This is a genomic window from Vibrio sp. SCSIO 43136 (assembly GCF_023716565.1).
Classification (GTDB): Bacteria; Pseudomonadota; Gammaproteobacteria; order Enterobacterales; family Vibrionaceae; genus Vibrio.
Window position 1 is genome coordinate 514695 of record NZ_CP071849.1, and the last position, 19976, is coordinate 534670.

Below are 19976 nucleotides of genomic sequence, written 5' to 3' on the forward strand. Positions count from 1 at the left end.
TTTGGGAGACTATATTAGTCTGCTAGAGCGCATTCTTTCTCTAGGCGAGCTTTCTTAAGCTTGGTACCTTCGTTCGCTAGGCGAGCGAAAAGCTTAATCATGTTCTCGTGGCGGTCAACCATTGCTTCTGGGTGCCATTGAACACCAACAGTGTAGTTGTGGTTTACGTTTTCGAACGCTTCTACAAGACCGTCTTCAGCCCATGCAGTTGGTTTGAAACCTTCACCGAAGTTTTTAACTACTTGGTTGTGGAAAGAGTTAACCATGATGTTTTCTTGACCGAAAACTTCTTGCATGATTGAGTCTTTTTCTAGCTTCAGCGTGTGAACAGCGAAAGACATGTCGATGTTACCACCCCAGTGGCCGTTAACACCGTCGATTTCATTGTGCAGGTTGCTTACTAGGTCACCACCGAATGCAACGTTAAGAAGTTGCATACCACGACAGATACCCATCATTGGAACGCCCATTTCAGCTGCTTCGCGAACTAGTAGGATTTCCCACTCGTCACGCTCTGGGTAACAGCACACGTGGTGCTTAGAGTAAGGCTGGCCGTAGAACATTGGGTGTACAGATTCGTCACCACCAGAGATCACTAGAGCGTCAACAGCGCTTAGGATGTCACGAGCTTGCTCACGAGTCTTAAGGATTGGGATGTGTAGAGGAACACCGCCACCCTTAGTGATTGCGTTAGCAAAGTTAGTATTTACTTTAGTAAGAGTACCGCGCTCGTATTTGTGAGTAACAGTTGTAACACCGATGATTGGTTTCATTATAATTTTCCTCTGACTACATAACGTAGTGAAAGTTAGTTGCAAATTGAAAAATCAGTTCAAGCGACAGAAAGGTAAGCCATCGACTTCTTGGTAGATAATCTCCAAGCTTTCTATTGCTATTGAGACTCGACATGTGTGGCAACAAGTTAGTGCCTCAATGTCAAACCTTAGTTGTTCTTTACTATCTGCATCCGTTGCCGTGGTAATCATGTCACTTCGTAACATTTCCAAAATTGAATCAGATACGGAAGATTGTTCGGAAAATGGGTTGATATCGTTTTTATTGCTTATGCTGCAATGTCCAACCATATAACCAATGCTCTTTAATGCTTCTTCAGTAAGGGACTCAAGCTTAGCTTTAGGCCCTGTAATCAAGATATCAATTTCATCTGGAACTTGGCTTAATAGTGCTTTGCATAAAGCACCAGCCTTGATTCCGCATGCTACAAAAGGTACATCGTCCATATCGAGCTGCTTGAGATTTTCTTGAATGTCTAACAGCTGATTACACACTTAAATCACCTAAGTAGTTTGATGATTAACTTCTTAACTTGGTGATAAGAATAGTCTCATTTGATATTAAACACAATCTAAAAGGGGGTAAAAAGTGTGATCTCGATCAATTAATAATAACTAATTCCTCATCATCCTGAGAAAGGATTCATCACGCTTATTGTTTAAAAGTGTAATATCGTACCTTTAGTATGGTGATTTTATAGAAGAGGTTGGAGGTGGTGGGTATTTCAGCAATTATCGGGCTTGAAGATAACTGTGACTGATGGGAATAGTTCTTATATGAGAGAAAATTTCTCAAACGAAGGCAGGTAAATCATCACGATGAGCAATTATCTCAATGCAAATACAAACAAAAACGCCCTGATCCGATCGAAATCGACCGCTCAGGGCGTAAAGTAAGCGTGAAAACTATAATGGTGACTTATGGGATTCGAAGTGACTGTTTAGCTGGCGTGTTTGAAAGCAGTGAAATAGCGCCAAACGTGAGAAGAATTGTCGTAGTGAGAACAAATACATCACGCAAGAAGTCACTTAGGCCAACAAAGTAGACTAGGTTAGCAGCCACGTTTGCCGCCAAGTAGCCAACCAGATAAATCGCTAACGAGAGCTTAGCTAAGTTTTCAAACACTCTTGCCGGCTTTTTCATGCACGGCATCAGGCTTAGCATACAAAAAGCCCCTGAAACCCAGACGACAGTGCCTAGTAACATTGGGTGGTAAAAAGCACTCCCTAAGCTATGCAGTAACACCCCTTCTCCCATGTGCAATGTTAACCCCATCAGCATGACGGCTGTCGCACGAGCTAGCGGCATTGTTTGGCGCTTACAACGCATGTGCATGCCTATCACCATCATCAATGTACTCATAAATGGACCATGGTGGCTCTCAAACCCCCAGTGCAGCCCCGACAATGGTGAGTAGGCATCGCCTATCAAGCCAAATAGGTACAGACCCCCAGCTATGAGTGGAAGTTGTTTTGTCATTTCCTGTTTGACGCATAACGCGATGACGGCTAGACCAGATACGAAGGCAGGAAACACCCATAAGTTAGCGCTTCCACCCACTAGAAAGATTCGTTGTGGCTGAGATATATAGGTATCCCAAAACATCGACCGTTCTGCTAGGTAGCCTGAATCGATCACCATAGGGTAGGCAATTGGTAAGATAAGCCCGATAAGGCTCCACACTAACCAAAGCTGTAATGCAGCCTTTGCATAGTGTTTGAATGTTGATATCGGTTGATGGGTCAATTGCTCAGCAAGCACATAGCCGATGAGGGTAAAAAGCAGTGGCGGTGCAAATCGAGTCAGTTCCGCCAACACTAAACCAAGCCATGGGAATCCATCAGCACTTGGTATACCCATCAAAAATTGGGTGTTCGCTACTAAGATTGCGAGGCTTGCTACTACACACATGAAGTGAATAGCGCCGGAATTAGAATTTGTCATAACATCTCCAGACACGGTGACCTTGATAAAGGGAGTAAATAAAACCTTACTTCATAAGCCTTTAATTAAGCCAAGATAGTTGTGGGGTTTTAGATTCAAGTACAAAGTCAAACAAGTTGGGATTATTGCACACCTTGCCCTGCGAATTTTGTAAATCTCAGGTCAAATTTGCCTAAGATCGGCTGGGTAGTTGATTGGATCTTCGACGATCATCTTAGGTGCGTGAGGCTGGAAGGGTTGATAGACCTTAATCGTGTAGGAGTTCTTTGGCTACACACAAGAAAGGGTACTCATAGGATGCTATCTTTTATGCTTTGAAAAGAGATCAATGATCTCTTCTTATATAGAAGCGATCTTTATCAGAGCGCTTCGAGTATTTTTGCGAGCACTGCAATGCTCAAAGACGATTATGTTTACTTAGCATATTGGTGACAGACGCTTTCGGTGTCTTTGTGATTTTTTTCATCAACGCAAAATCAGGATGCTGGATAGCGAAGCGCTGCTTTAACTGCTCGATCTGAATTAACCATAAAGAAGCCGTTACCTGTGCATCAGCCAGTGCTCGGTGAAAAACACCGTCGTTGGGGATATTGTGGTAACGAACCAAGTCACCTAGCTTGTGTGAGCTAGCCTCTTGGGTAATGCGACGCGAGATAAGGAGCGAACAAGCAAATTCCCCGTCGTAACCACGACCAATACGTTCAAGTTCTGCATCTAAAAATCTTTGGTCAAACGAAGCGTTGTGAGCCACCAAGTTACTGCCCTGGATGAAGTCGGCAAATTCATTCATTACTGCTTCACAGGAATCGGCAGTCGTTAGCGTCGCATTGGTGATCCCGGTATAGCCCTCGATAAATGAACTGACACGAAACCCTGGGTTCATTAGACGCTGGAAGGTATCAACGACTTCCCCATTAACGAGCTTTACCGCACCGATTTCGATAGCACGGTCACCCTGATTCGGGGACAGTCCCGTAGTCTCGAAGTCAAGTACGATAACAGAGTCTGCATTTCGGTTAGGTAGCACTGTGTTTTCCTCGTTCGCCTTTGGTTAGGCGTAATGATTGCGATCGGTGGCGAATACTATCGGATCTGTGGGACATAATCTATGAGCAATCTATCAATGGTCGAGTTTGTGTTTTTGTTATGTTATAACATTTCGTAACTCATTAAACTCTAGGGAATAGATATGTCTACTACGCTGATAAAGAACGCTCGAATTGTCAATGAAGGGCAAGTGATTCAAGGTGATGTTCGTATTGCCAATCAACGTATTGATGAAATTGATGCAAATATCGAAGAGAAATCAACTGACCAAGTTATCGACGCAGAAGGGGCCTACTTAATCCCAGGCATGATTGATGATCAGGTCCATTTTCGTGAGCCGGGTTTAACCCATAAAGGTTCAATTGCAACTGAGTCTCGTGCGGCTGTTGCCGGGGGCATTACCAGCTATATGGAAATGCCAAACGTGAATCCGGCCACCACGACGATAGAAGCATTAGAAGCCAAATATGACATCGCTTCTCAAAGTTCAATCGCAAATTACTCCTTCTACCTTGGCGCTACCGAAGATAACCTAGAGGAAATCAAACGACTCAACCCAAAAAGTCACTGTGGCGTTAAGGTATTCATGGGCGCATCAACAGGTAATTTGCTCGTGGAGGATACAGAGGCGCTAAATGCTATTTTCAAAGAATCTCCAGTGCTTATCGTAACGCACTGCGAGAGTGGTCCCGTGATTGCGGACAATCAGCAACGATTATTAAGTAAAAAAACTGAGCCTAGCATTGAAGATCATCCTGTCATTCGTGATGACAAAGCGTGTTACGCATCCTCTTCCTTTGCTGTTGAGTTGGCAAAAAAACATAACAGCAACTTGCATGTGCTCCACATTACGACCGAGAAGGAACTGGCTCTATTTGAGAAAGGACCACTTGAGAAAAAACGTATCACTGCCGAAGCCTGTGTGCATCACTTATGGTTCAACAACACTGACTATGCGTTACGTGGCAACCAAATTAAATGCAATCCTGCGATTAAGTATGAGAGTGACCGCTTAGCATTAATTAACGCCTTGCAAACTGGCCAAATTGATATCATCGCAACCGACCACGCCCCTCATACATGGGAAGAAAAGCAAGTGCCTTATCCACAAGCACCAGCAGGTCTTCCTCTGGTACAGCATGCATTGCTGAGTTTGTTTGACCATGTCAGCCGTGGCACTCTTTCAGTGCCTCAAGTGGTCGAAAAAACTGCCCATAACCCGGCCATTCGATATGGGATTCAAGAGCGCGGTTATATTCGAAAGGGATATTTTGCCGATTTAGTATTAATCGATCCTCAAGTATCCACCCCTGTGACCAATGAAAACAGTTTATATCACTGTGGTTGGTCGCCGTTCACAGGTCATGAATTCAGTTCTCGAATTGAGAAAACATGGGTCAATGGTGAGCTAGTCTACTCTGATGGCAAAGTAAACTCGGCGGTAACACCTGCAATGCGATTGGCGTTTGACCGTTAAATTGGTGATTGTTCTTAGCTATCTATTGGGTTTTACTAAGCCAAGAAACTGAAGCAACAAATAACATTCGGCCGATGGCAACATGCTATCGGCTTACGTATGGAGACAATGAGTGAGTTCTCAACAAGATAAAATTGAAGCGGTTCCTACCAATATCATTACCGGATTTTTGGGCGTAGGGAAAACCACCGCCATTCTAAACCTGATGAAAGCTAAGCCTGCGGGAGAGCGTTGGGCGGTGTTAGTGAATGAGTTTGGTGAAATAGGGGTCGATGGCAGCTTAGTCAAAGGGCAAAGTAGTGGTGAACAACAGGTGTTTGTTAGAGAAGTACCCGGTGGCTGCATGTGTTGCACCGCTGGAGTTCCAATGCAAATTGCCTTAAATCAGCTCCTCACCGAAGCAAAGCCAGACAGACTGTTGATTGAGCCGACGGGTCTCGGTCATCCTAAAGAAGTGCTAGAGGTGTTGTCTTCAGAGCACTATCGCAGTGTGTTGAGCTTGCAGAAAAACATCACTTTGGTAGATGCACGAAACTTATCCGATAGTCGCTATACCTCACATGATACGTTTAACCAACAAATTGCGATTGCAGATACAGTGATTGGTAACAAAACGGACCTCTACCAACAGGGTGATGAACAGGCGTTGCGTGATTATGTTGCGAGGGTTTCTCGCCCTGAGACCAAGGTTCTGTTTGCTGAGCAAGGCGTAATTCCGCTAGAAGAGTTTAACGGCGCCAGCGAAGGCGCGAGTTATGCTCCGCATCACCACCACCATCATCACCATTCAGAAAAAGTGATGGCCTCTGAACAAGAGATCCCAGAGTGCGGTTATGTGAAGGCGACCAATAAAGGTGAAGGTTACCATAGCGTTGGTTGGCGATTTGCACCGACGAAAGTGTTTGACCGACGCAAAGTTGTGCAGCTTTTGGTTGGATTAAAGGCCGAGCGCATGAAAGCGGTGTTTATCACTAGCGACGGTGTGTTTGGCTATAACTTAACCAAAGATGGTCTAACCGAAGCGGAACTCGATGACTGCCTTGAGTCTCGCATAGAAGTGATTGCTGAAGATATTGACCCAGCACTTGAATCTAACTTAGTGACATGTCTCGAACTATAATCATTACAACCCAGTGAAAAGCTCTCACTGGGTTTTCTATTTCTAGGTCAATGCTGTGACGCTTTGGTGAATCAGAATTTATAAGCTTATCCCACACTCCTTGAAGATCACGTTTCTGGCTATCAAGGTTACGTCTTTATACTTGTTCATCGAACCGTACTGAGAATAGTACGGCAGTATTTTGTCACAGGAACCTTTTACGGAAAGTGCCAACCTTAAGAAGGCTACTGAATCACTGGAATCCATCTCAAGTTGTTTTTGGGATATTTTGAAGGCTTCTAGGTAGTTACTCTTTAGATAGTGCTCGTTATACTCTTCAGTGAGTTGATTGTACTCGGTAGTTACATCTAACTCCGACGAATAGACGGGCATCGACAGTACGCAAGCTAAGGTACAACTAAAGAGCCTGTACCTGAAGGTACTGTTTCTAAAAAATCTTTCCACTGCCCTGGATGAATGGTTGGACAACCAGCTGAACCTTTCCATGTTGTTTTATATCCCCAATGTACGTGAATGTAATTAGCTCTGTTTCCATACTCAGGATAATTTGGGTTTTCATTCTGGGTTGGAACAAAGAGGTTATCGTTAACTACTAATGCAGCTTTACCTTTGTGGGTTCCATGACTTAATTTGTATTCGCCCTTTTTTATAAATGGGTACGCTGCCTTGCCCTGTATGGAAGCATCACTTGGCTTAAATGGGTTAGGCGTTGAACTGCCTTTGTAGGTTCCAAGTACCTTCCCACATACGTCTACAATCGAAACTTTCTGATTGTAGACAGCATCGTTTGTTGTCCCAATTTCATCAAAAACCACTTTCCAATTTTTGCTCATTAAAGCGTCCTGTTGCATTTAGAAGAAACTGGATATTAGAGTTAACGGCCTTGGAAACTAACCGCATAAATGAGTCATTGCGATGAGGCTCTGATAAGTTGGTACTTTTTTACGCATTTTCTATTAACCCAATTCAACTAGGAATGTCGTCATTTTTGTAGGAACACATTTATTTACATCACCTGCTAGCAAAATGTTATCAGGTCGTTATAGTATTGCGCCCGAAAATACTGATTAGACTCGACTTCGTCACAAAGGAAACACCCCATGCTCTCTACACTGCACGTTAAACTAACGGCGATTAACAATAACAAGTACTTTCAAGCCTTCACCGTTCTGGTGATTGTGCTTGCGGCACTCTCTATTGGTGCAAACACTTATGAACTACCAACTGCCGTTAGCAGTGCAATCTACTGGCTCGATCAGTTTATCTTGTTGTTTTTTCTGGTTGAAATTGTCATCAAGTTCTTTTCTTATCGAAACAAGCTGGATTTCTTTAAAAGTGGTTGGAATTGGTTTGATGCCATCATAGTGATTGGCAGCCTGATGCCAACAGCAGGCCAAGGCGTGTTGATTGCACGTTTGCTGCGTGTGTTCCGAGTGCTTCGTTTGGTCTCCGCAGTGCCACAACTTAAATTGTTGATTAATGCGCTGTTCAAGGCTATCCCTAAGATGGGATACATTGCGGTGTTAATGTTCATCATCTTCTACATCTATGCGGTCGTTGGTAGCTTAATCTTTGCCCATATTAATGACTTCCTATGGGGAGACGTTTCAATCTCGATGCTGACCTTGTTCCGAATCGCTACATTCGAGGACTGGACTGATGTTATGTACGAAACCATGGAAGTTTACCCAACCAGTTGGGTGTTCTACCTCACCTTCATTTTCCTAACGGCATTTGTGTTCCTAAACATGATGATCGGTGTAGTTATCGAGACTATGACGACAGAGCACGCGCTGGCAGAAAAAGAAAAGCAGTCGCAAGACCCTGTGGCTGCAGCTGATGAACATCCACGTCAGATCTTTGCCACTCATCAACAGGTGCAAATGCTGCAACAGGAGTTGGTGGAAATTAAGCAGCTTCTTAAAAATCAGCAATCATAATGGCGCAACTTCCTAGCTAATTTCTTGATGTCTATTAAGGCAAACCCAGGACTGAACAACAAGTGATGAGTTTGCCTTTCAAAGACGGATACCGAAGATCCTCCTTTTTAAACTCCGTTGTAACTAGCCTAAATAAACCACAAAAAATGTGTGACTAAGTTAGCAAACTTGGCACATATGAATTCGCAGAGATAATTAGCTCCTAATCTTAATAACAGAAGGTTCTAATTAATCTAAACGAAGGTGCTAGGTATGAAAGTAATAAAACTTTCCGTTTATCTTTTCCATTTGCTCATTTTGACCTTTGGTCTCACCGCTCACGCTGCGCCGACTCCGGCGGAGTATGGTGTAGTGCTTAACTTATCTGGTAAGCAGCGCATGCTTACACAAAAGATGTCCAAAGAAGTCACTTTAGTTGCTCTTGATGTTGATGCAAGTGCTAACCTGACCAACCTAAAAGCAACATCCGATCTGTTTGATACCACGCTAAAAGGGTTAAGAAACGGTAGCGCCACATTAGGACTGCCGCCAACGGAAAGTAAGCGTATTCTCAGACAGCTGGATAAAATCGAGAAGATCTGGATGGAGTTTTACCCTGTTGTGCAAGAGGTGATTGCATCTGGCTCTGTGACCAAAAAGCAATTGGATTTTATAGCGGCGCAAAACTTACCACTGCTTAAGCAGATGAACAAAGCAGTAGGGCTCTATGAGAAAGACGCCAAGAAAAATGGGCTCAGCGCTAACCCAGGCTTAGCTGCCACCCTCAACTTATCGGGCAAGCAACGTATGTTGTCGCAAAAAATGAGCAAAGAGTTCTTCTTAATAGCACTAGGTGAAGATGTCGAAGATAACAAGCTTAACTTGCTCGAAACCTACTCACTGTTTGATCAAACCTTGGCAGGGCTTAAAGATGGTGATGAAACTTTGGGATTACCCGCAACAGAGCAAGCCCATATTCGAGAGCAGCTAGATGTCGTGAACGGACTGTGGCAAAACTTCAAACCTGTTGTAGAGGCTGGAGCAGACCATAGTACCACCGCTATTTCATTAGAGCAGATCAAACAAGTGGCTAACTTGAACTTACCTTTGCTTAAAGAGATGAATGCGGCAGTGATGCTGTACGAGGCTGAAGCGGCCAAGTGACCCAATGAACAAGCGTGAGGAAAGCGTATGCTTATTCGAACTAAGCTAATTGCCAGCGGTTGTTTTCTATTTGTGTCCTTGATTGTGATTAGCGTGATCGCTAAATCTTCGTTTGGTCAATTATCAACTAGCTTCGAGCAAGTCGTTGCTGGTGCAGCGACCAATTTGGAGAGCTCTAAAAGCATTGCAGAAGGAGCATTTGTAGGCAGTCAAAAAGTACAAGCGATCAACGCTAATATGCTGGCAATCGTTGATGGCATTAAGAGTGCAAATCAAAGGACTAAACTTCTGAGTAAAAAAGTTGAAGAAATCAGCCTCACGTTGGAAGAGTTGATTGAAACCACCGAGGAGCTATCAGAGGATGTAGTAGATGAAGAAGCGATCTCGATTCTCGAAGAAGTCAGTGATGAAATTAGCGATATCAGTGAGCGTTTAAAGCGAGAAGCTCTGATTAATATTAATCAGTCTTCAAAGACGTTGGACTCTTTTAGTCTTCAGGTAGCATCTGAAGCTGCTCAAGTCGAAGAGCTCAATAATCTGCTTGAAAAAGAGCGACAACTTAGCCAGCAAAGCCAGTCAAGTAACGAAAACATGCAAGTCTTGGCTCAGCAATCTTCACAAGACGTTGCATGGCAGGAGCAACTGATCATCACTTCGTTGATTGTGGTCGCTATCTCAAGCTTTGTGATCATCTTCTTGATGGTTCAAGTCATCGTTAAACCGATCAACAAGACGGTAAAACTGATGGAAGACATTGGTCAGGGTGAGGGCGATCTAACTCAACGTTTGGAAGTGCATGGCGATGATGAAATGGCGCGAATTGCCAAGGCGTTTAACCAGTTTGTGAGCCGAATTCAGCATCTAATTCAAGACATTACGCAGTCGACCGAACAGCTGCGTAGCGCATCTTCTCAAACATTAAATGCGATGCAAGAAGGTGAGCAGGCGATGCAAAACCAAGAGCGAGAAGTCGAACAGATCGCTGCGGCCGTAGAGCAACTTAGCTCCAGTTCGAATGAAGTCGCCCATAACGCAGACAGTGCCGAACAATCCTCACTCAAAGTGAATGAGCATACCGAGTCGGGGCAAAGCGTAGTGAGTGAAGCGATGACATCGGTCACCAAGTTGGTGGAAGAGGTGCAAAATGCTGTTGCAGTGATTGATTCATTGAGCGAGAAATCCTCGTCCGTAAACTCAGTAGTGGATGTGATCCAATCCGTGTCTGAGCAAACCAACTTGCTAGCACTCAATGCAGCCATAGAAGCCGCAAGAGCAGGTGAACATGGTAGGGGATTTGCCGTGGTCGCCGATGAAGTGCGAACATTAGCTTCAAAAGTTGAAAGCAGTACGTCAGATATCCGAAAAATCATCGACGAAATGCTGTCCATGACTCAAGAAGCCGTCAATGTGATGCGAGCGAGTCAAGAAATTAGTGCAGGGACTTTAAGCGGCGCTAATACGACTAAGCAAGCGCTCGACTCTATAACCGATGCGATGCACATGGTCACAAGCCGCAATGCTCAAATCTCAGTGTCAGCAGGAGAGCAAAAGAATGTCACTGAATCGCTCAATGAAAGAATTGCCCAAGTGCACTTGCTCGCCAACCAAACTTCCGTTCAAGTCTCTAATACACTGGATACCTGTGAGTCTTTGAATGAAATCAGTGAGCATCTGTCAGTGCAGCTAAAGCAATTTAAAGTGTAAATATATTATGTGCTAAAGCCTACGTTCGGTAGCGCTTTAGCTACATTCCCGCTTTGATATGATGATAGATTTCCCATTAATAAACTTCATATTCGTTGGGGCAAGTACCTTTTGTAAAAAAATCCTCTGTACTTTCTAAAATAAAGACACCAACATCACTAATGAGACTGTTGTGGTTATATTCGATATTGATGGACATTGGATTGCCGCCCTCTTCAAAACCATTGACAGATAAACAGCCGTAGTTGTCATGGATAGTCTCAGCATAGCTGTCTACTTTTTTCATTGGAACAAAGAATAAAACCTGAAATAAGTTTCTATGGTTATTGAGATCTATTTGGTTTAATAATTCTGGGTCGTAGTATTTGGGTGCTACTGATGCGGCATTACTTTCGTTTATTTGTTGTATATAGCTTTTATAGGTCGAGTATAAGCTGGGTTTAGTCATGTTGTTACTGCAGCCAAATGAAAGCAAAAGCGTAAGAAATAGTAGAAATTTCATGGTTAATTACCAATTGCTTTAGATAACTGATCTTCGATATATTTTGGCCTGTTTTTGAGCTTTCTAGCTGCAATACATAGCAGCCCCGAGCAGCTCAAAATCAGCTCCTCTACATTGAAAGACCCTGTGACAGATAAACCCATACCAACAAAACTCATTGTCGCTTTATAAGAAGTAACGCCTTGTCCCTCATTTGAAAACTTGACCGATAGCCTTTTAACCTGAACCCCGATTTCATCAATGGCGTCTTTCCCATTAAAGGTCACTATCCCTACCTTACCTGATAAAATTGCATTCCCTTGATCATCAACTGTTAGGCTAGCTGAACCTACCTCAAGCAGTATAGCGGACGTCAATCCATTATTTTTTGAATAAGAAATCTCAATCAGTTTAGCAATTGTTAATTTTATTTCGGTATCTTTTATGCTCATGGTAACCTCCTTAATGATTCATTTTAATATGAAACTTCAGTGATTTATTTCCATTTATCAAATCAGTTAATTCGAGCCTCATCGCACTTTTTTCGAGGTTTCTTAATTATGTATTAAAGGAATATTAGTCAATACATTATTCTGTCAGTAGCAACAATATCGTGGGGAAAAGGTATGGATTGGTTAGAATCAGCCTTAAGCCTCAATTTATAGCAACAAATTTTCGAGCATTGTCTAAACGTAATCCTTGAAAGGATACTTTTTCGCTCCTACCACTAGCTGTTTTTTCTCCTTGCTTAATCACCTTACTCTAGGTACTGTTTATGGATACAGTGTTTAGGAGTGGTAGGATATGCAAATTTTGAGTAACGGTGAAAGTTTCTACGATGAAGCGTTTGAAAAGCGCCAGTGTTCGTTTGCACAGTTTACTGATATCGAGTTTGAAGAGTGTCAGTTTGTCGATTGCGACTTTTCCGAAGCGACCTTTAAAAACTGCAAGTTTATCAATTGCTCATTTGAGCGTTGTAATCTCAGCTTAGTTAACTTTTCTAACGCCAAACTATTCGATATTCATTTTAAAGACAGCAAGTTAGTTGGTGTTGATTGGACCAAAGCCGACTGGGCTGTCTATCATGTGGACTTTGAACTAAGTTTTACTCGCTGCATATTAAATGACGCTTCCTTCTTTGGTCTAACCCTCAATGAACTCAAGCTTCAAGAGTGCAAACTGCACGATGTCGATTTTCGAGAAGGTGACTTTACAGGTTCAGTAATGACTCAATGCAGTTTTAGACACAGCCTGTTCATGCGAACCAACCTATCAGGGGTCGACTTTAGTGACTCGGAAGAGTATGCGATTGATGTGTTTGAAAACAATATCAAGAAGGCCAAATTCACAAGGTATGATGCATTAAGCTTGTTAGATAGCTTGGATATAGAATTGGTGGATTGAGGCCATTCAAGGAGGGCATATGGGAACGCTAGGAAAACTGCATTTCTTCTGTGGCAAAATGGGAGCAGGTAAATCGACCTTAGCTCAACGAGTAGGGGCTCAGTGTCGTGGTGTTGTGATTTCTGAAGATGCATGGTTATCTGCCCATTATCCAAATCAAATCCAAACCTTTGACGACTACATTAAACACGCAATTTTGATTAAACCTTTCATTCACTCTCATGTGCTGAGTGTCCTTGGTGCAGGAGTCGATGTGGTGATGGACTTCCCCGCCAATACCGTCAAGCAACGAGCGTGGTTTGCATCGATTTGCCAGCAAATTGGATGTGAGCACCAGTTATATTACCTCAATGTCACAGACGAGCAGTGTTTAACACAGATAGCTAAACGACGAACTGAGCAGCCAGAAAGGGCGCAGTTTGATACAGAAGTGGTTTTTCGTCAGGTGACACAATTTTTTGAGCCGCCAACTGTCGATGAAGGGCTGAATATACAAAAAGTGAGCCCCTAAACAATAATGGCCTTTTGAGGGCCATTATTGCTAGATAGAGTATCAATCGCCTAATTCGCTTTCCAAACGGAGTTACGTTTGACTAGCGTTGGGGAGAAGAGTTTAGGTTCGGGTTCTACCTCTTCACCTCGAGCGAGTTGCAGTGATAACTGAGCGGCTTTTTCTGCCATCATTTTGATTGGATAGCGAACGGTGGTGAGTTTTGGATGCAGGTAGCGAGCAATTAAACCATCATCGAAGCCGACAATCGACATTTGCTCAGGCACCTGAATACCATTTTCATCCATGATTGAGATAGCACCTGCTGCCATGTAATCGTTGTAAGCCACAACAGCGGTAATTGGTAGTGACTTAGTGAGCAAGTTGGTCATTGCTATCTCACCACCATCGTTATTTGGTTCACCGTATTCGATATAGCTTTTTGACAGGCTGATGTCATTGTCTTTGAGCGCAGCAAGGTAGCCTTGAACACGCTCGTCGGCATCTTCAATTTGATGGGAAGAGCCAATGCAAGCGATCTGGCGATGACCATTTTTAATCAAGTGCTCGGTGGCGATGTAGGCACCACGGTAGTTATCCAGAGAAATACACCGCTCTTCCAGTTTAGGAACGTGGCGGTTTATTAGCACCATGCTTTTCACTTCTTCAGCGTATTCGATCAGTTCTTCATCAGAGAGGGCTTTGCTATGCAAAACCAAAGCCTCACAGCGGCTGTTTACCAGTAACTCCAATACTCGACGTTCATCATTGATATCGTGATAACCGTTACCGATCAGAATGTGTTTGCCTTGGGCGTGAGCGACGTCATCTACAGCTTTGACCATGGTGCCAAAGAATGGGTCTGACACATCTCCGACCAATACACCAACAGTATTGGTACTTTGGCTAACGAGAGCGCGAGCATTAGCATTGGGACGATAGCCCAGTTGCTTCATGGCTTTAGTGACAGATTGGATGGATTTGGCGCTGGCTTTAGGGGAGTTGTTAATCACCCGAGATACCGTGGCAACCGATACTCCGGCTTCACGTGCAACATCTTTTATCGTAGCCATAAAGCTCCTCTCTATGAAATGACCTAAACCCCAGTAGGGGTTTAGGTCATTAAACTACGATAATAGAACTAGTGCAATCGGGGTTACACTAGAATTGAGAGCTAGTTCTTAAACTACCGCCAGTAAAGGGCTGACGGTAGTGTAAATGTTTACCCTCATGTAAAGAAAAAGCTAAAAAAGATGCTGGCTAACGATCAAGTGCAGCCAAATACTAGCCGCATAGCCAAGACCAATCACGGGTGCCCATTTAAGGTGTCCAAAGAACGTGTATTTGCCGTGCGCTGCCCCCATGAGCGCTACACCAGCTGCAGAGCCAATAGAAAGTAAGCTACCACCAACCCCCGCAGTGAGCGTGACCAGTAGCCAGTTGCCTAGACTCATTTGTGGCTCCATCGTCAGAACCGCAAACATAACTGGGATGTTATCGACAATCGCAGACAAGATACCCACCATGGTGTTGGCCCAGATTGGGTCCCACTGGGTGTACATCACTTCTGAAATCACTCCGAGATAGCCAATGAGGCTTAGGCCACCCACGCACATTACAACGCCGTAGAAGAAGAGTAGTGTATCCCACTCGGCATGAGATACACGTTTAAAGACGTCAAACGGCACGACAGAACCTAGACGACGCAGAGCATCTTCATCGTGGTGTTCTTCAGCATACTTACGCTTTTTCGCCAGCGAAGCTGGAAGTGTTTTGACCAAGAAAAAGCCAAAAATTTGTAGATAGGCGAGGCCCATCATCATCCCAATCACTGGTGGGAAGTGGAGGAAGCCATGGAAGCCAACAGCCGTGGCAATAGTAAGCAAGAACAGACCCACGATACGCTTGGCCCCACGTTTAAGCTCGACCACCTCAGTAATACTGTCGGGCTTCCCAGTTGGAATAAAGAACGACATGATGACCGCTGGAATCACATAGTTGAGTACTGAAGGTGCAAACAGGCCTAAGAACTCTTGGAAGGTGACGTGGCCAGCCTGCCATACCATTAAGGTGGTGATGTCGCCAAATGGGCTGAAAGCTCCCCCGGCATTTGCTGCGACAACGATGTTAATACAGGCAAGGTTAATGAAACGGTCATTATCTCCACCAACCTTGAGGACCACGGCGCACATCAATAGAGCGGTGGTCAGGTTATCGGCAATAGGTGAGATAAAGAATGAAAGAACCCCTGTTAGCCAAAACAGTGAGCGCAAGGTAAAGCCTTTATTGAGCATCCACGCTTTGAGGCAATCGAACAGGCGTCGCTCTTCCATGGCATTGATGTAAGTCATCGCTACCAACAGGAACAAGAGCAATTGAGCGTATTCTAGTAAGTTATGTTCAAGTGCATGCTTGGCGACTTCTATCTGTCCCGCTTGCTGGTATGCGTAACCGAGAATGATCCAAATAAGACCTGCGGCAAGTAGTACCGGTTTTGATTTTTTAAGTTTTAAGAACTCTTCTCCCATCACTAAAGCGTATGCGATGGTGAAGATGACGATGGATAGGTAGCCCACCCAAGAATGGGTAAAATCTAAAGAAGTTGCAGCAAAGGCGGGCGTGGTTGTGGTTAGTAATATCAGGGCGTAAAAAGTTTTCCAAATAGGTTTCATATTTGACTCGACTCCGTGAGTGGCAAAAAGAACCTAACACCAATTCCCATTCATATGTGGACTTGGATGGTAAGAAACAGACGATTGTCTAGCGGGCGAAAAATTAGGGCATGACGACTAAGCATCAGCAAAGGTTATGCCGCTAACAATTGTTGGTTCTCACAGCGTGTTCAGATAATCGATAGAATTTGGTGAAACTAGGTCAAAAGTGTCGTGTCAATTCTATGCGAGCTTGTGGCACATAACCGTGAGCCAATCCAAATTGCAAATCATGAACTTATATCAGTTATGACATAGCTTACAAATATTCAAATTCTTGGCTTAACTGTTGGATATTGATTGATTTGTGGGATTTTTGTTCGAATGAATGGTTAATGAAGGCGCAAATTAGACCTAACGCTCGATTTCATCATTTTTTTGTCGTATAAGCGATGTATAACATGGATCTTTGGTTTACTCTTAGGTCAGTTTGCCTAAGTGCATAAATCTTTTTGTATTGATACCACAGGAATGAGTATCTGAGCTCTCTCTATGGAGTATTTAGCCAGTTGCTTTTCCAGATTGGTAAGAGATGTTTTTGGAGAGGAATCATGTCCACTGATTGGGACGAATACGCAGAGCAGTGGGAGAAGGACCCTTCGACCGCTGCATATGCTGATAAGGTGTTTGAGACGCTGAACAATATGGTCAGCCTATCTGGGCTTAAAGTTCTAGATTTCGGCTGCGGAACAGGTCTTCTAACACAAAAACTATCACCTTTGGTTAAAGAAGTCGTGGCTCTAGATAGCTCAGAGATGATGATCGAGCAATTAGATGCCAAAGAGCTGCCAAACGTAGAGCCAGTTGTTGATGCACTGAGTCGTGGCTTGGTGGCTTACCACCCAGCGTTCAGAACACAGTTTGATTTAATTGTTGCCTCGTCGGTGTGTGGTTTTCTAGACGATTTCCAGCAAGGTGCCGAGATCATCGCTTCATTGCTTGACGATGGCGGGCTGTTTGTTCATTGGGACTGGCTTGCAGCGAGTAGCGAAGATGGTATGACTGAGCAAAAAATCAAAGCCACATTGACTAAAGCAGGTTTTAGTTCAGTAGAAACCAAGGTCGGTTTTACCATAGAGACTGCCATGGGTGAGAAAACGGTTGTTATGGGCATTGGTCAGAAGTAGCTTGATAACACATCCTAGTCTTTATTTACTAAGCCAAGCACTTTGCTTGGCTTTTTAGTCACTGACGACCGGGTTAAGTTCAAGACCATATTTTGCGTAGAGCTTTTCTAGATATCCGTCCCAATACATTTTCGACAGCGCCAGCTCCATCTTTCTCATCTTATAGGGGTTACTGCTAAGGTTGCAGGCCATAGCCCGAAGTGACGTGTAGAACACAAGTTCTGGTAATAAGTGGTAGCCAAGGCTCTCCATTAGTGGTGTTGCCGTTAAAGTATCCTCCGCCCAAAAGTCTATCCGTCCTATTTCGAGCTTGCGAAAATTTTGTCGACTGGTTGATGTTGGCTCAGTAGTAAAGCCCATCGAGCTGAGGTATTCATCAACAATGCTACCGCGGTGGGTTCCGATCGTATGATTGCGCACATCTGCGAGTGTGACGATATCTCTATCATGGTCTAAATCGGCGTACAATGCATAACGAGTGACCAATACAGGGCTTACCCACTGAAAGTCAGCTTCTCGTTCTTGCGAACGAGCGACGGGCAAAACACAATGATTGTTTTGCAGTCTTGCTATGTTCATCGCACGTTTTAACGGCATGATTTTGATGGTGTATTCAAATTGCGAACGTTTAAACAACTCATCAATGAGTTCGATGAGTAGCCCTTTGTGTTTGCCATTTTCCGAGTAAGCAAGAGGACGCGACTCGTAGGTGAGTATGGTGTAATGATTGACGATATTTGCGACGCTACTAAAGCTTGTTAGTAATGCGACGAAAAGTATTAGCCATATTCGCCTAACGCCAGACATTTAACGCCTCCTCATACGGCAGGGTAATGCCTTGAGGTTCACCATCGATACGAGCTTTTGGTGAACCTGGCGCATTGAGCCATTTTTCAGGAAAGGTTGCTGCGTTCAGTTTGGGTGCACATTCATGATCTTGCGAATAAGAGAGGTCTTTGAGGTGCTCATCGACTTCGATAGAAAAGCGTTTGAGCCCTTGCTCGGTGGTAATTTTTCCCTCAACAACTTTTGATATGTTCTTCCACCACAGCGTGGAAAGGTATGGGTAATCGGGAACGTTTGTCCCAGTTGGCGTCCATACATCACGGCCTCGGCTTCGATAGAACTCAACTAAGCCACCAAGGTAAGGGGCTCTTTTGGTCATCACGTTAGAGTGAATATCGGAATAGCGAATGGGTGTATTTGCAATTAAGGTCTTCTTAAGCGATACCGTTTTAGAAACGACAAATTGAGCATAAAGCCATGCCGCTTGTCGACGAAATAGTGGCGTTGTATGTAAGAAGGTCCAAGCACCAGTATCTTGGTAACCAGACTTCATGCCCGGTTGCCAATATTTACCCACAGGTGATGGTGCAATACGCCATTTCGGGGTGCCATCACGGTTCATGACTGGCAGATTAGGTTTGGTAAGATCAGAGACAAATGCCGTATACCAAAAGATTTGCTGGGCAATGACGCCTTTCCCGGGCCATTCTCCTGCTTGGGAAAAGTTAAGGTTTCTAGCTTCTGGTGGAGCATAGTCGAGCCAATCAATGAATTTGTTGATGGCATAAACCGATGCAGGCCCATTTAGAGCGCCACCACGGCGAACACTCGCCCCCACTGGTCGACATCCCTCGACTCGAATACCCCATTCATCCACGGGGTGCCCATTGGGTAAGCCTTTGTCGCCAACACCCGCCATGGATAACCAGGCGTCGGACAAGCGCCAGCCCAAAGATGGGTCCGTTTTCGCATAATCCATATGCCCATAGACACGTTGTCCGTCGATGTATTTGACGTCGTTAGTAAAGAAGTTTGCAATGGCTTCATACGCAGCCCAGTTTTGCGGGATGCCAAGCTCATAGCCGTAGATTTCCTTAAACTTTTTCTTGAGTTCCGGGCGTTCAAACCAATCGTGACGATACCAATAGAGGTTGGCAAATTGTTGATCAGGTAACTGGTAGAATTTTCCATCAGGTGCAGTTGTGAAGGCGAGACCAATAAAGTCATCTAAGTCTAGACTGGGTAAAGTGACTTCTTTGCCTTCATTTTCGATAAAATCACTCAAGGCGACAACCGCCCCAGAACGAAAATGGGTGCCGATTAAATCACTGTCATTGATGTATGCATCAAACAAGTTTTGACGAGTCATAATTTGAGCCGATAATTTCTTAACTACATCATCTTCTCCGGTCAGTTCGTGCACGACATGAATGCCAGTCAATTCATAAAATGCTTTTGCTAGCACCTCAGATTCGAACTTATGCGTGTTGATTCGTTCAGATACCACATGAATTGAAAGCCCGCGGTAGGGTTTAGCGGCATTGATGAACCAATTCATCTCTTCAAGTTGTTGTGGCTTAGATAAAGTCGAGGGTTGGAACTCTTCCAGCCATTTATAGATGATTTGGCTGCTACCACTGTCGCGCATTGGTGCACTTTGGGAAGAAAAGGTAGATAGCATTAATGAGCCCAAAAAGAGCCAAAAAACTATGCTATACCTCTTTAGTGGCATGCAGCCTCCATTGATAAAAGTGTTTTTAAATTGGTCATTTAACTATGGTTCAGCTCGTCAAAAATGCAAATTTAG

At 44.0% G+C, this 19976-nt stretch carries 19 protein-coding genes; 8 read left to right on the top strand and 11 right to left on the bottom strand.

All coding sequences use genetic code 11. The features are described from left to right. Window positions 1-14 precede the first annotated feature (14 nt). From J4N39_RS17010 to J4N39_RS17025, 4 genes are all read right to left on the bottom strand, one after another. A complete protein-coding gene (locus J4N39_RS17010; protein WP_252026114.1) occupies window positions 15-773 on the bottom strand; it encodes a gamma-glutamyl-gamma-aminobutyrate hydrolase family protein in 759 nt (252 codons plus the stop codon). Between the two features lie 54 nt (window positions 774-827). Beyond that, window positions 828-1241: a hypothetical protein gene (locus J4N39_RS17015; protein WP_252026116.1), complete on the bottom strand. Its 414-nt coding sequence runs from the start codon at window positions 1239-1241 to the stop codon at window positions 828-830. A 472-nt stretch (window positions 1242-1713) separates the two neighbouring features. After that, a complete protein-coding gene (locus J4N39_RS17020) occupies window positions 1714-2739 on the bottom strand; it encodes an acyltransferase family protein (protein WP_252026118.1) in 1026 nt (341 codons plus the stop codon). 397 nt (window positions 2740-3136) lie between these two features. Further along, a complete protein-coding gene (locus tag J4N39_RS17025; protein WP_252026120.1) occupies window positions 3137-3766 on the bottom strand; it encodes a 3'-5' exonuclease in 630 nt (209 codons plus the stop codon). Window positions 3767-3928: 162 nt separating this feature from the next. Between J4N39_RS17025 and J4N39_RS17030 the strand changes: the two genes are divergently transcribed. Next, window positions 3929-5263, top strand: coding sequence for a dihydroorotase (locus J4N39_RS17030; protein ID WP_252026122.1), 1335 nt, complete (start codon window positions 3929-3931; stop codon window positions 5261-5263). 112 nt (window positions 5264-5375) lie between these two features. Beyond that, window positions 5376-6383 carry a CobW family GTP-binding protein gene (locus tag J4N39_RS17035; RefSeq protein ID WP_252026124.1) on the top strand — a complete coding sequence of 336 codons (1008 nt, stop codon included), beginning with the start codon at window positions 5376-5378 and terminating at the stop codon, window positions 6381-6383. Between the two features lie 386 nt (window positions 6384-6769). On the opposite strand, the gene J4N39_RS17040 is transcribed toward J4N39_RS17035, so the two are convergent. After that, entirely contained in the window at window positions 6770-7216 is a 447-nt protein-coding gene (locus J4N39_RS17040) for a hypothetical protein (RefSeq protein WP_252026126.1), read from the bottom strand. A 267-nt stretch (window positions 7217-7483) separates the two neighbouring features. Here J4N39_RS17040 and J4N39_RS17045 point away from each other — a divergent pair, with 267 nt between their 5' ends. The 3 genes from J4N39_RS17045 to J4N39_RS17055 all read left to right on the top strand — a co-directional run bounded on the left by J4N39_RS17045 (window position 7484) and on the right by J4N39_RS17055 (window position 11170). Beyond that, on the top strand, window positions 7484-8323 hold the full coding sequence (locus tag J4N39_RS17045) for an ion transporter (RefSeq protein ID WP_252026128.1): 840 nt from the start codon (window positions 7484-7486) through the stop codon (window positions 8321-8323). Window positions 8324-8575: 252 nt separating this feature from the next. Beyond that, a complete protein-coding gene (locus J4N39_RS17050) occupies window positions 8576-9466 on the top strand; it encodes a type IV pili methyl-accepting chemotaxis transducer N-terminal domain-containing protein (protein WP_252026130.1) in 891 nt (296 codons plus the stop codon). 27 nt (window positions 9467-9493) lie between these two features. Next, on the top strand, window positions 9494-11170 hold the full coding sequence (locus J4N39_RS17055) for a methyl-accepting chemotaxis protein (RefSeq protein WP_252026132.1): 1677 nt from the start codon (window positions 9494-9496) through the stop codon (window positions 11168-11170). Between the two features lie 76 nt (window positions 11171-11246). Here J4N39_RS17055 and J4N39_RS17060 read toward each other — a convergent pair whose 3' ends face one another. Next, window positions 11247-11672: a hypothetical protein gene (locus tag J4N39_RS17060; RefSeq protein WP_252026134.1), complete on the bottom strand. Its 426-nt coding sequence runs from the start codon at window positions 11670-11672 to the stop codon at window positions 11247-11249. A 2-nt stretch (window positions 11673-11674) separates the two neighbouring features. Next, window positions 11675-12103 (bottom strand): hypothetical protein, encoded by a 429-nt coding sequence (locus J4N39_RS17065; RefSeq protein WP_252026136.1) that lies wholly within the window; start codon window positions 12101-12103, stop codon window positions 11675-11677. Window positions 12104-12455: 352 nt separating this feature from the next. Here J4N39_RS17065 and J4N39_RS17070 point away from each other — a divergent pair, with 352 nt between their 5' ends. Continuing rightward, the gene (locus J4N39_RS17070; protein WP_252026138.1) at window positions 12456-13055 is read left to right on the top strand and encodes a pentapeptide repeat-containing protein; all 600 of its coding nucleotides are present in this window, start codon (window positions 12456-12458) and stop codon (window positions 13053-13055) included. A gap of 19 nt (window positions 13056-13074) precedes the next feature. After that, window positions 13075-13566: a P-loop nucleotide/nucleoside kinase family protein gene (locus J4N39_RS17075; RefSeq protein ID WP_252026140.1), complete on the top strand. Its 492-nt coding sequence runs from the start codon at window positions 13075-13077 to the stop codon at window positions 13564-13566. A gap of 50 nt (window positions 13567-13616) precedes the next feature. Here J4N39_RS17075 and J4N39_RS17080 read toward each other — a convergent pair whose 3' ends face one another. Next, entirely contained in the window at window positions 13617-14618 is a 1002-nt protein-coding gene (locus J4N39_RS17080) for a substrate-binding domain-containing protein (protein WP_252026142.1), read from the bottom strand. A gap of 171 nt (window positions 14619-14789) precedes the next feature. After that, window positions 14790-16217: a sodium:proton antiporter NhaD gene (gene nhaD / locus J4N39_RS17085; RefSeq protein WP_252026145.1), complete on the bottom strand. Its 1428-nt coding sequence runs from the start codon at window positions 16215-16217 to the stop codon at window positions 14790-14792. Window positions 16218-16807: 590 nt separating this feature from the next. Here nhaD and J4N39_RS17090 point away from each other — a divergent pair. Beyond that, window positions 16808-17383 (top strand): class I SAM-dependent DNA methyltransferase, encoded by a 576-nt coding sequence (locus J4N39_RS17090; RefSeq protein ID WP_252026147.1) that lies wholly within the window; start codon window positions 16808-16810, stop codon window positions 17381-17383. 54 nt (window positions 17384-17437) lie between these two features. Here the strand turns inward: J4N39_RS17090 and J4N39_RS17095 are convergent, their stop codons facing one another. Both J4N39_RS17095 and J4N39_RS17100 read right to left on the bottom strand, forming a co-directional pair. Next, on the bottom strand, window positions 17438-18190 hold the full coding sequence (locus tag J4N39_RS17095) for a substrate-binding periplasmic protein (RefSeq protein WP_252026149.1): 753 nt from the start codon (window positions 18188-18190) through the stop codon (window positions 17438-17440). Further along, complete coding sequence (locus tag J4N39_RS17100; protein ID WP_252026151.1) at window positions 18177-19817, bottom strand: ABC transporter substrate-binding protein; 1641 nt, start codon at window positions 19815-19817, stop codon at window positions 18177-18179. Before J4N39_RS17100 ends, J4N39_RS17095 begins: the two co-directional genes overlap by 14 nt. Between the last annotated feature and the right edge of the window lie 159 nt (window positions 19818-19976).

What these genes read in the sequence shown, in the direction of transcription:
- J4N39_RS17075 (WP_252026140.1), top strand. Translation starts at nt 13,075, where the DNA reads ATGGGAACGCTAGGAAAACTGCATTTCTTCTGTGGCAAAATGGGAGCA.
- J4N39_RS17060 (WP_252026134.1), bottom strand. Translation starts at nt 11,672, where the DNA reads ATGAAATTTCTACTATTTCTTACGCTTTTGCTTTCATTTGGCTGCAGT.
- J4N39_RS17070 (WP_252026138.1), top strand. Translation starts at nt 12,456, where the DNA reads ATGCAAATTTTGAGTAACGGTGAAAGTTTCTACGATGAAGCGTTTGAA.
- J4N39_RS17095 (WP_252026149.1), bottom strand. Translation starts at nt 18,190, where the DNA reads ATGTCTGGCGTTAGGCGAATATGGCTAATACTTTTCGTCGCATTACTA.
- J4N39_RS17090 (WP_252026147.1), top strand. Translation starts at nt 16,808, where the DNA reads ATGTCCACTGATTGGGACGAATACGCAGAGCAGTGGGAGAAGGACCCT.
- J4N39_RS17080 (WP_252026142.1), bottom strand. Translation starts at nt 14,618, where the DNA reads ATGGCTACGATAAAAGATGTTGCACGTGAAGCCGGAGTATCGGTTGCC.
- J4N39_RS17065 (WP_252026136.1), bottom strand. Translation starts at nt 12,103, where the DNA reads ATGAGCATAAAAGATACCGAAATAAAATTAACAATTGCTAAACTGATT.
- J4N39_RS17050 (WP_252026130.1), top strand. Translation starts at nt 8,576, where the DNA reads ATGAAAGTAATAAAACTTTCCGTTTATCTTTTCCATTTGCTCATTTTG.
- J4N39_RS17010 (WP_252026114.1), bottom strand. Translation starts at nt 773, where the DNA reads ATGAAACCAATCATCGGTGTTACAACTGTTACTCACAAATACGAGCGC.
- J4N39_RS17040 (WP_252026126.1), bottom strand. Translation starts at nt 7,216, where the DNA reads ATGAGCAAAAATTGGAAAGTGGTTTTTGATGAAATTGGGACAACAAAC.
- nhaD (WP_252026145.1), bottom strand. Translation starts at nt 16,217, where the DNA reads ATGAAACCTATTTGGAAAACTTTTTACGCCCTGATATTACTAACCACA.
- J4N39_RS17020 (WP_252026118.1), bottom strand. Translation starts at nt 2,739, where the DNA reads ATGACAAATTCTAATTCCGGCGCTATTCACTTCATGTGTGTAGTAGCA.
- J4N39_RS17030 (WP_252026122.1), top strand. Translation starts at nt 3,929, where the DNA reads ATGTCTACTACGCTGATAAAGAACGCTCGAATTGTCAATGAAGGGCAA.
- J4N39_RS17055 (WP_252026132.1), top strand. Translation starts at nt 9,494, where the DNA reads ATGCTTATTCGAACTAAGCTAATTGCCAGCGGTTGTTTTCTATTTGTG.
- J4N39_RS17045 (WP_252026128.1), top strand. Translation starts at nt 7,484, where the DNA reads ATGCTCTCTACACTGCACGTTAAACTAACGGCGATTAACAATAACAAG.
- J4N39_RS17100 (WP_252026151.1), bottom strand. Translation starts at nt 19,817, where the DNA reads ATGCGCGACAGTGGTAGCAGCCAAATCATCTATAAATGGCTGGAAGAG.
- J4N39_RS17015 (WP_252026116.1), bottom strand. Translation starts at nt 1,241, where the DNA reads ATGGACGATGTACCTTTTGTAGCATGCGGAATCAAGGCTGGTGCTTTA.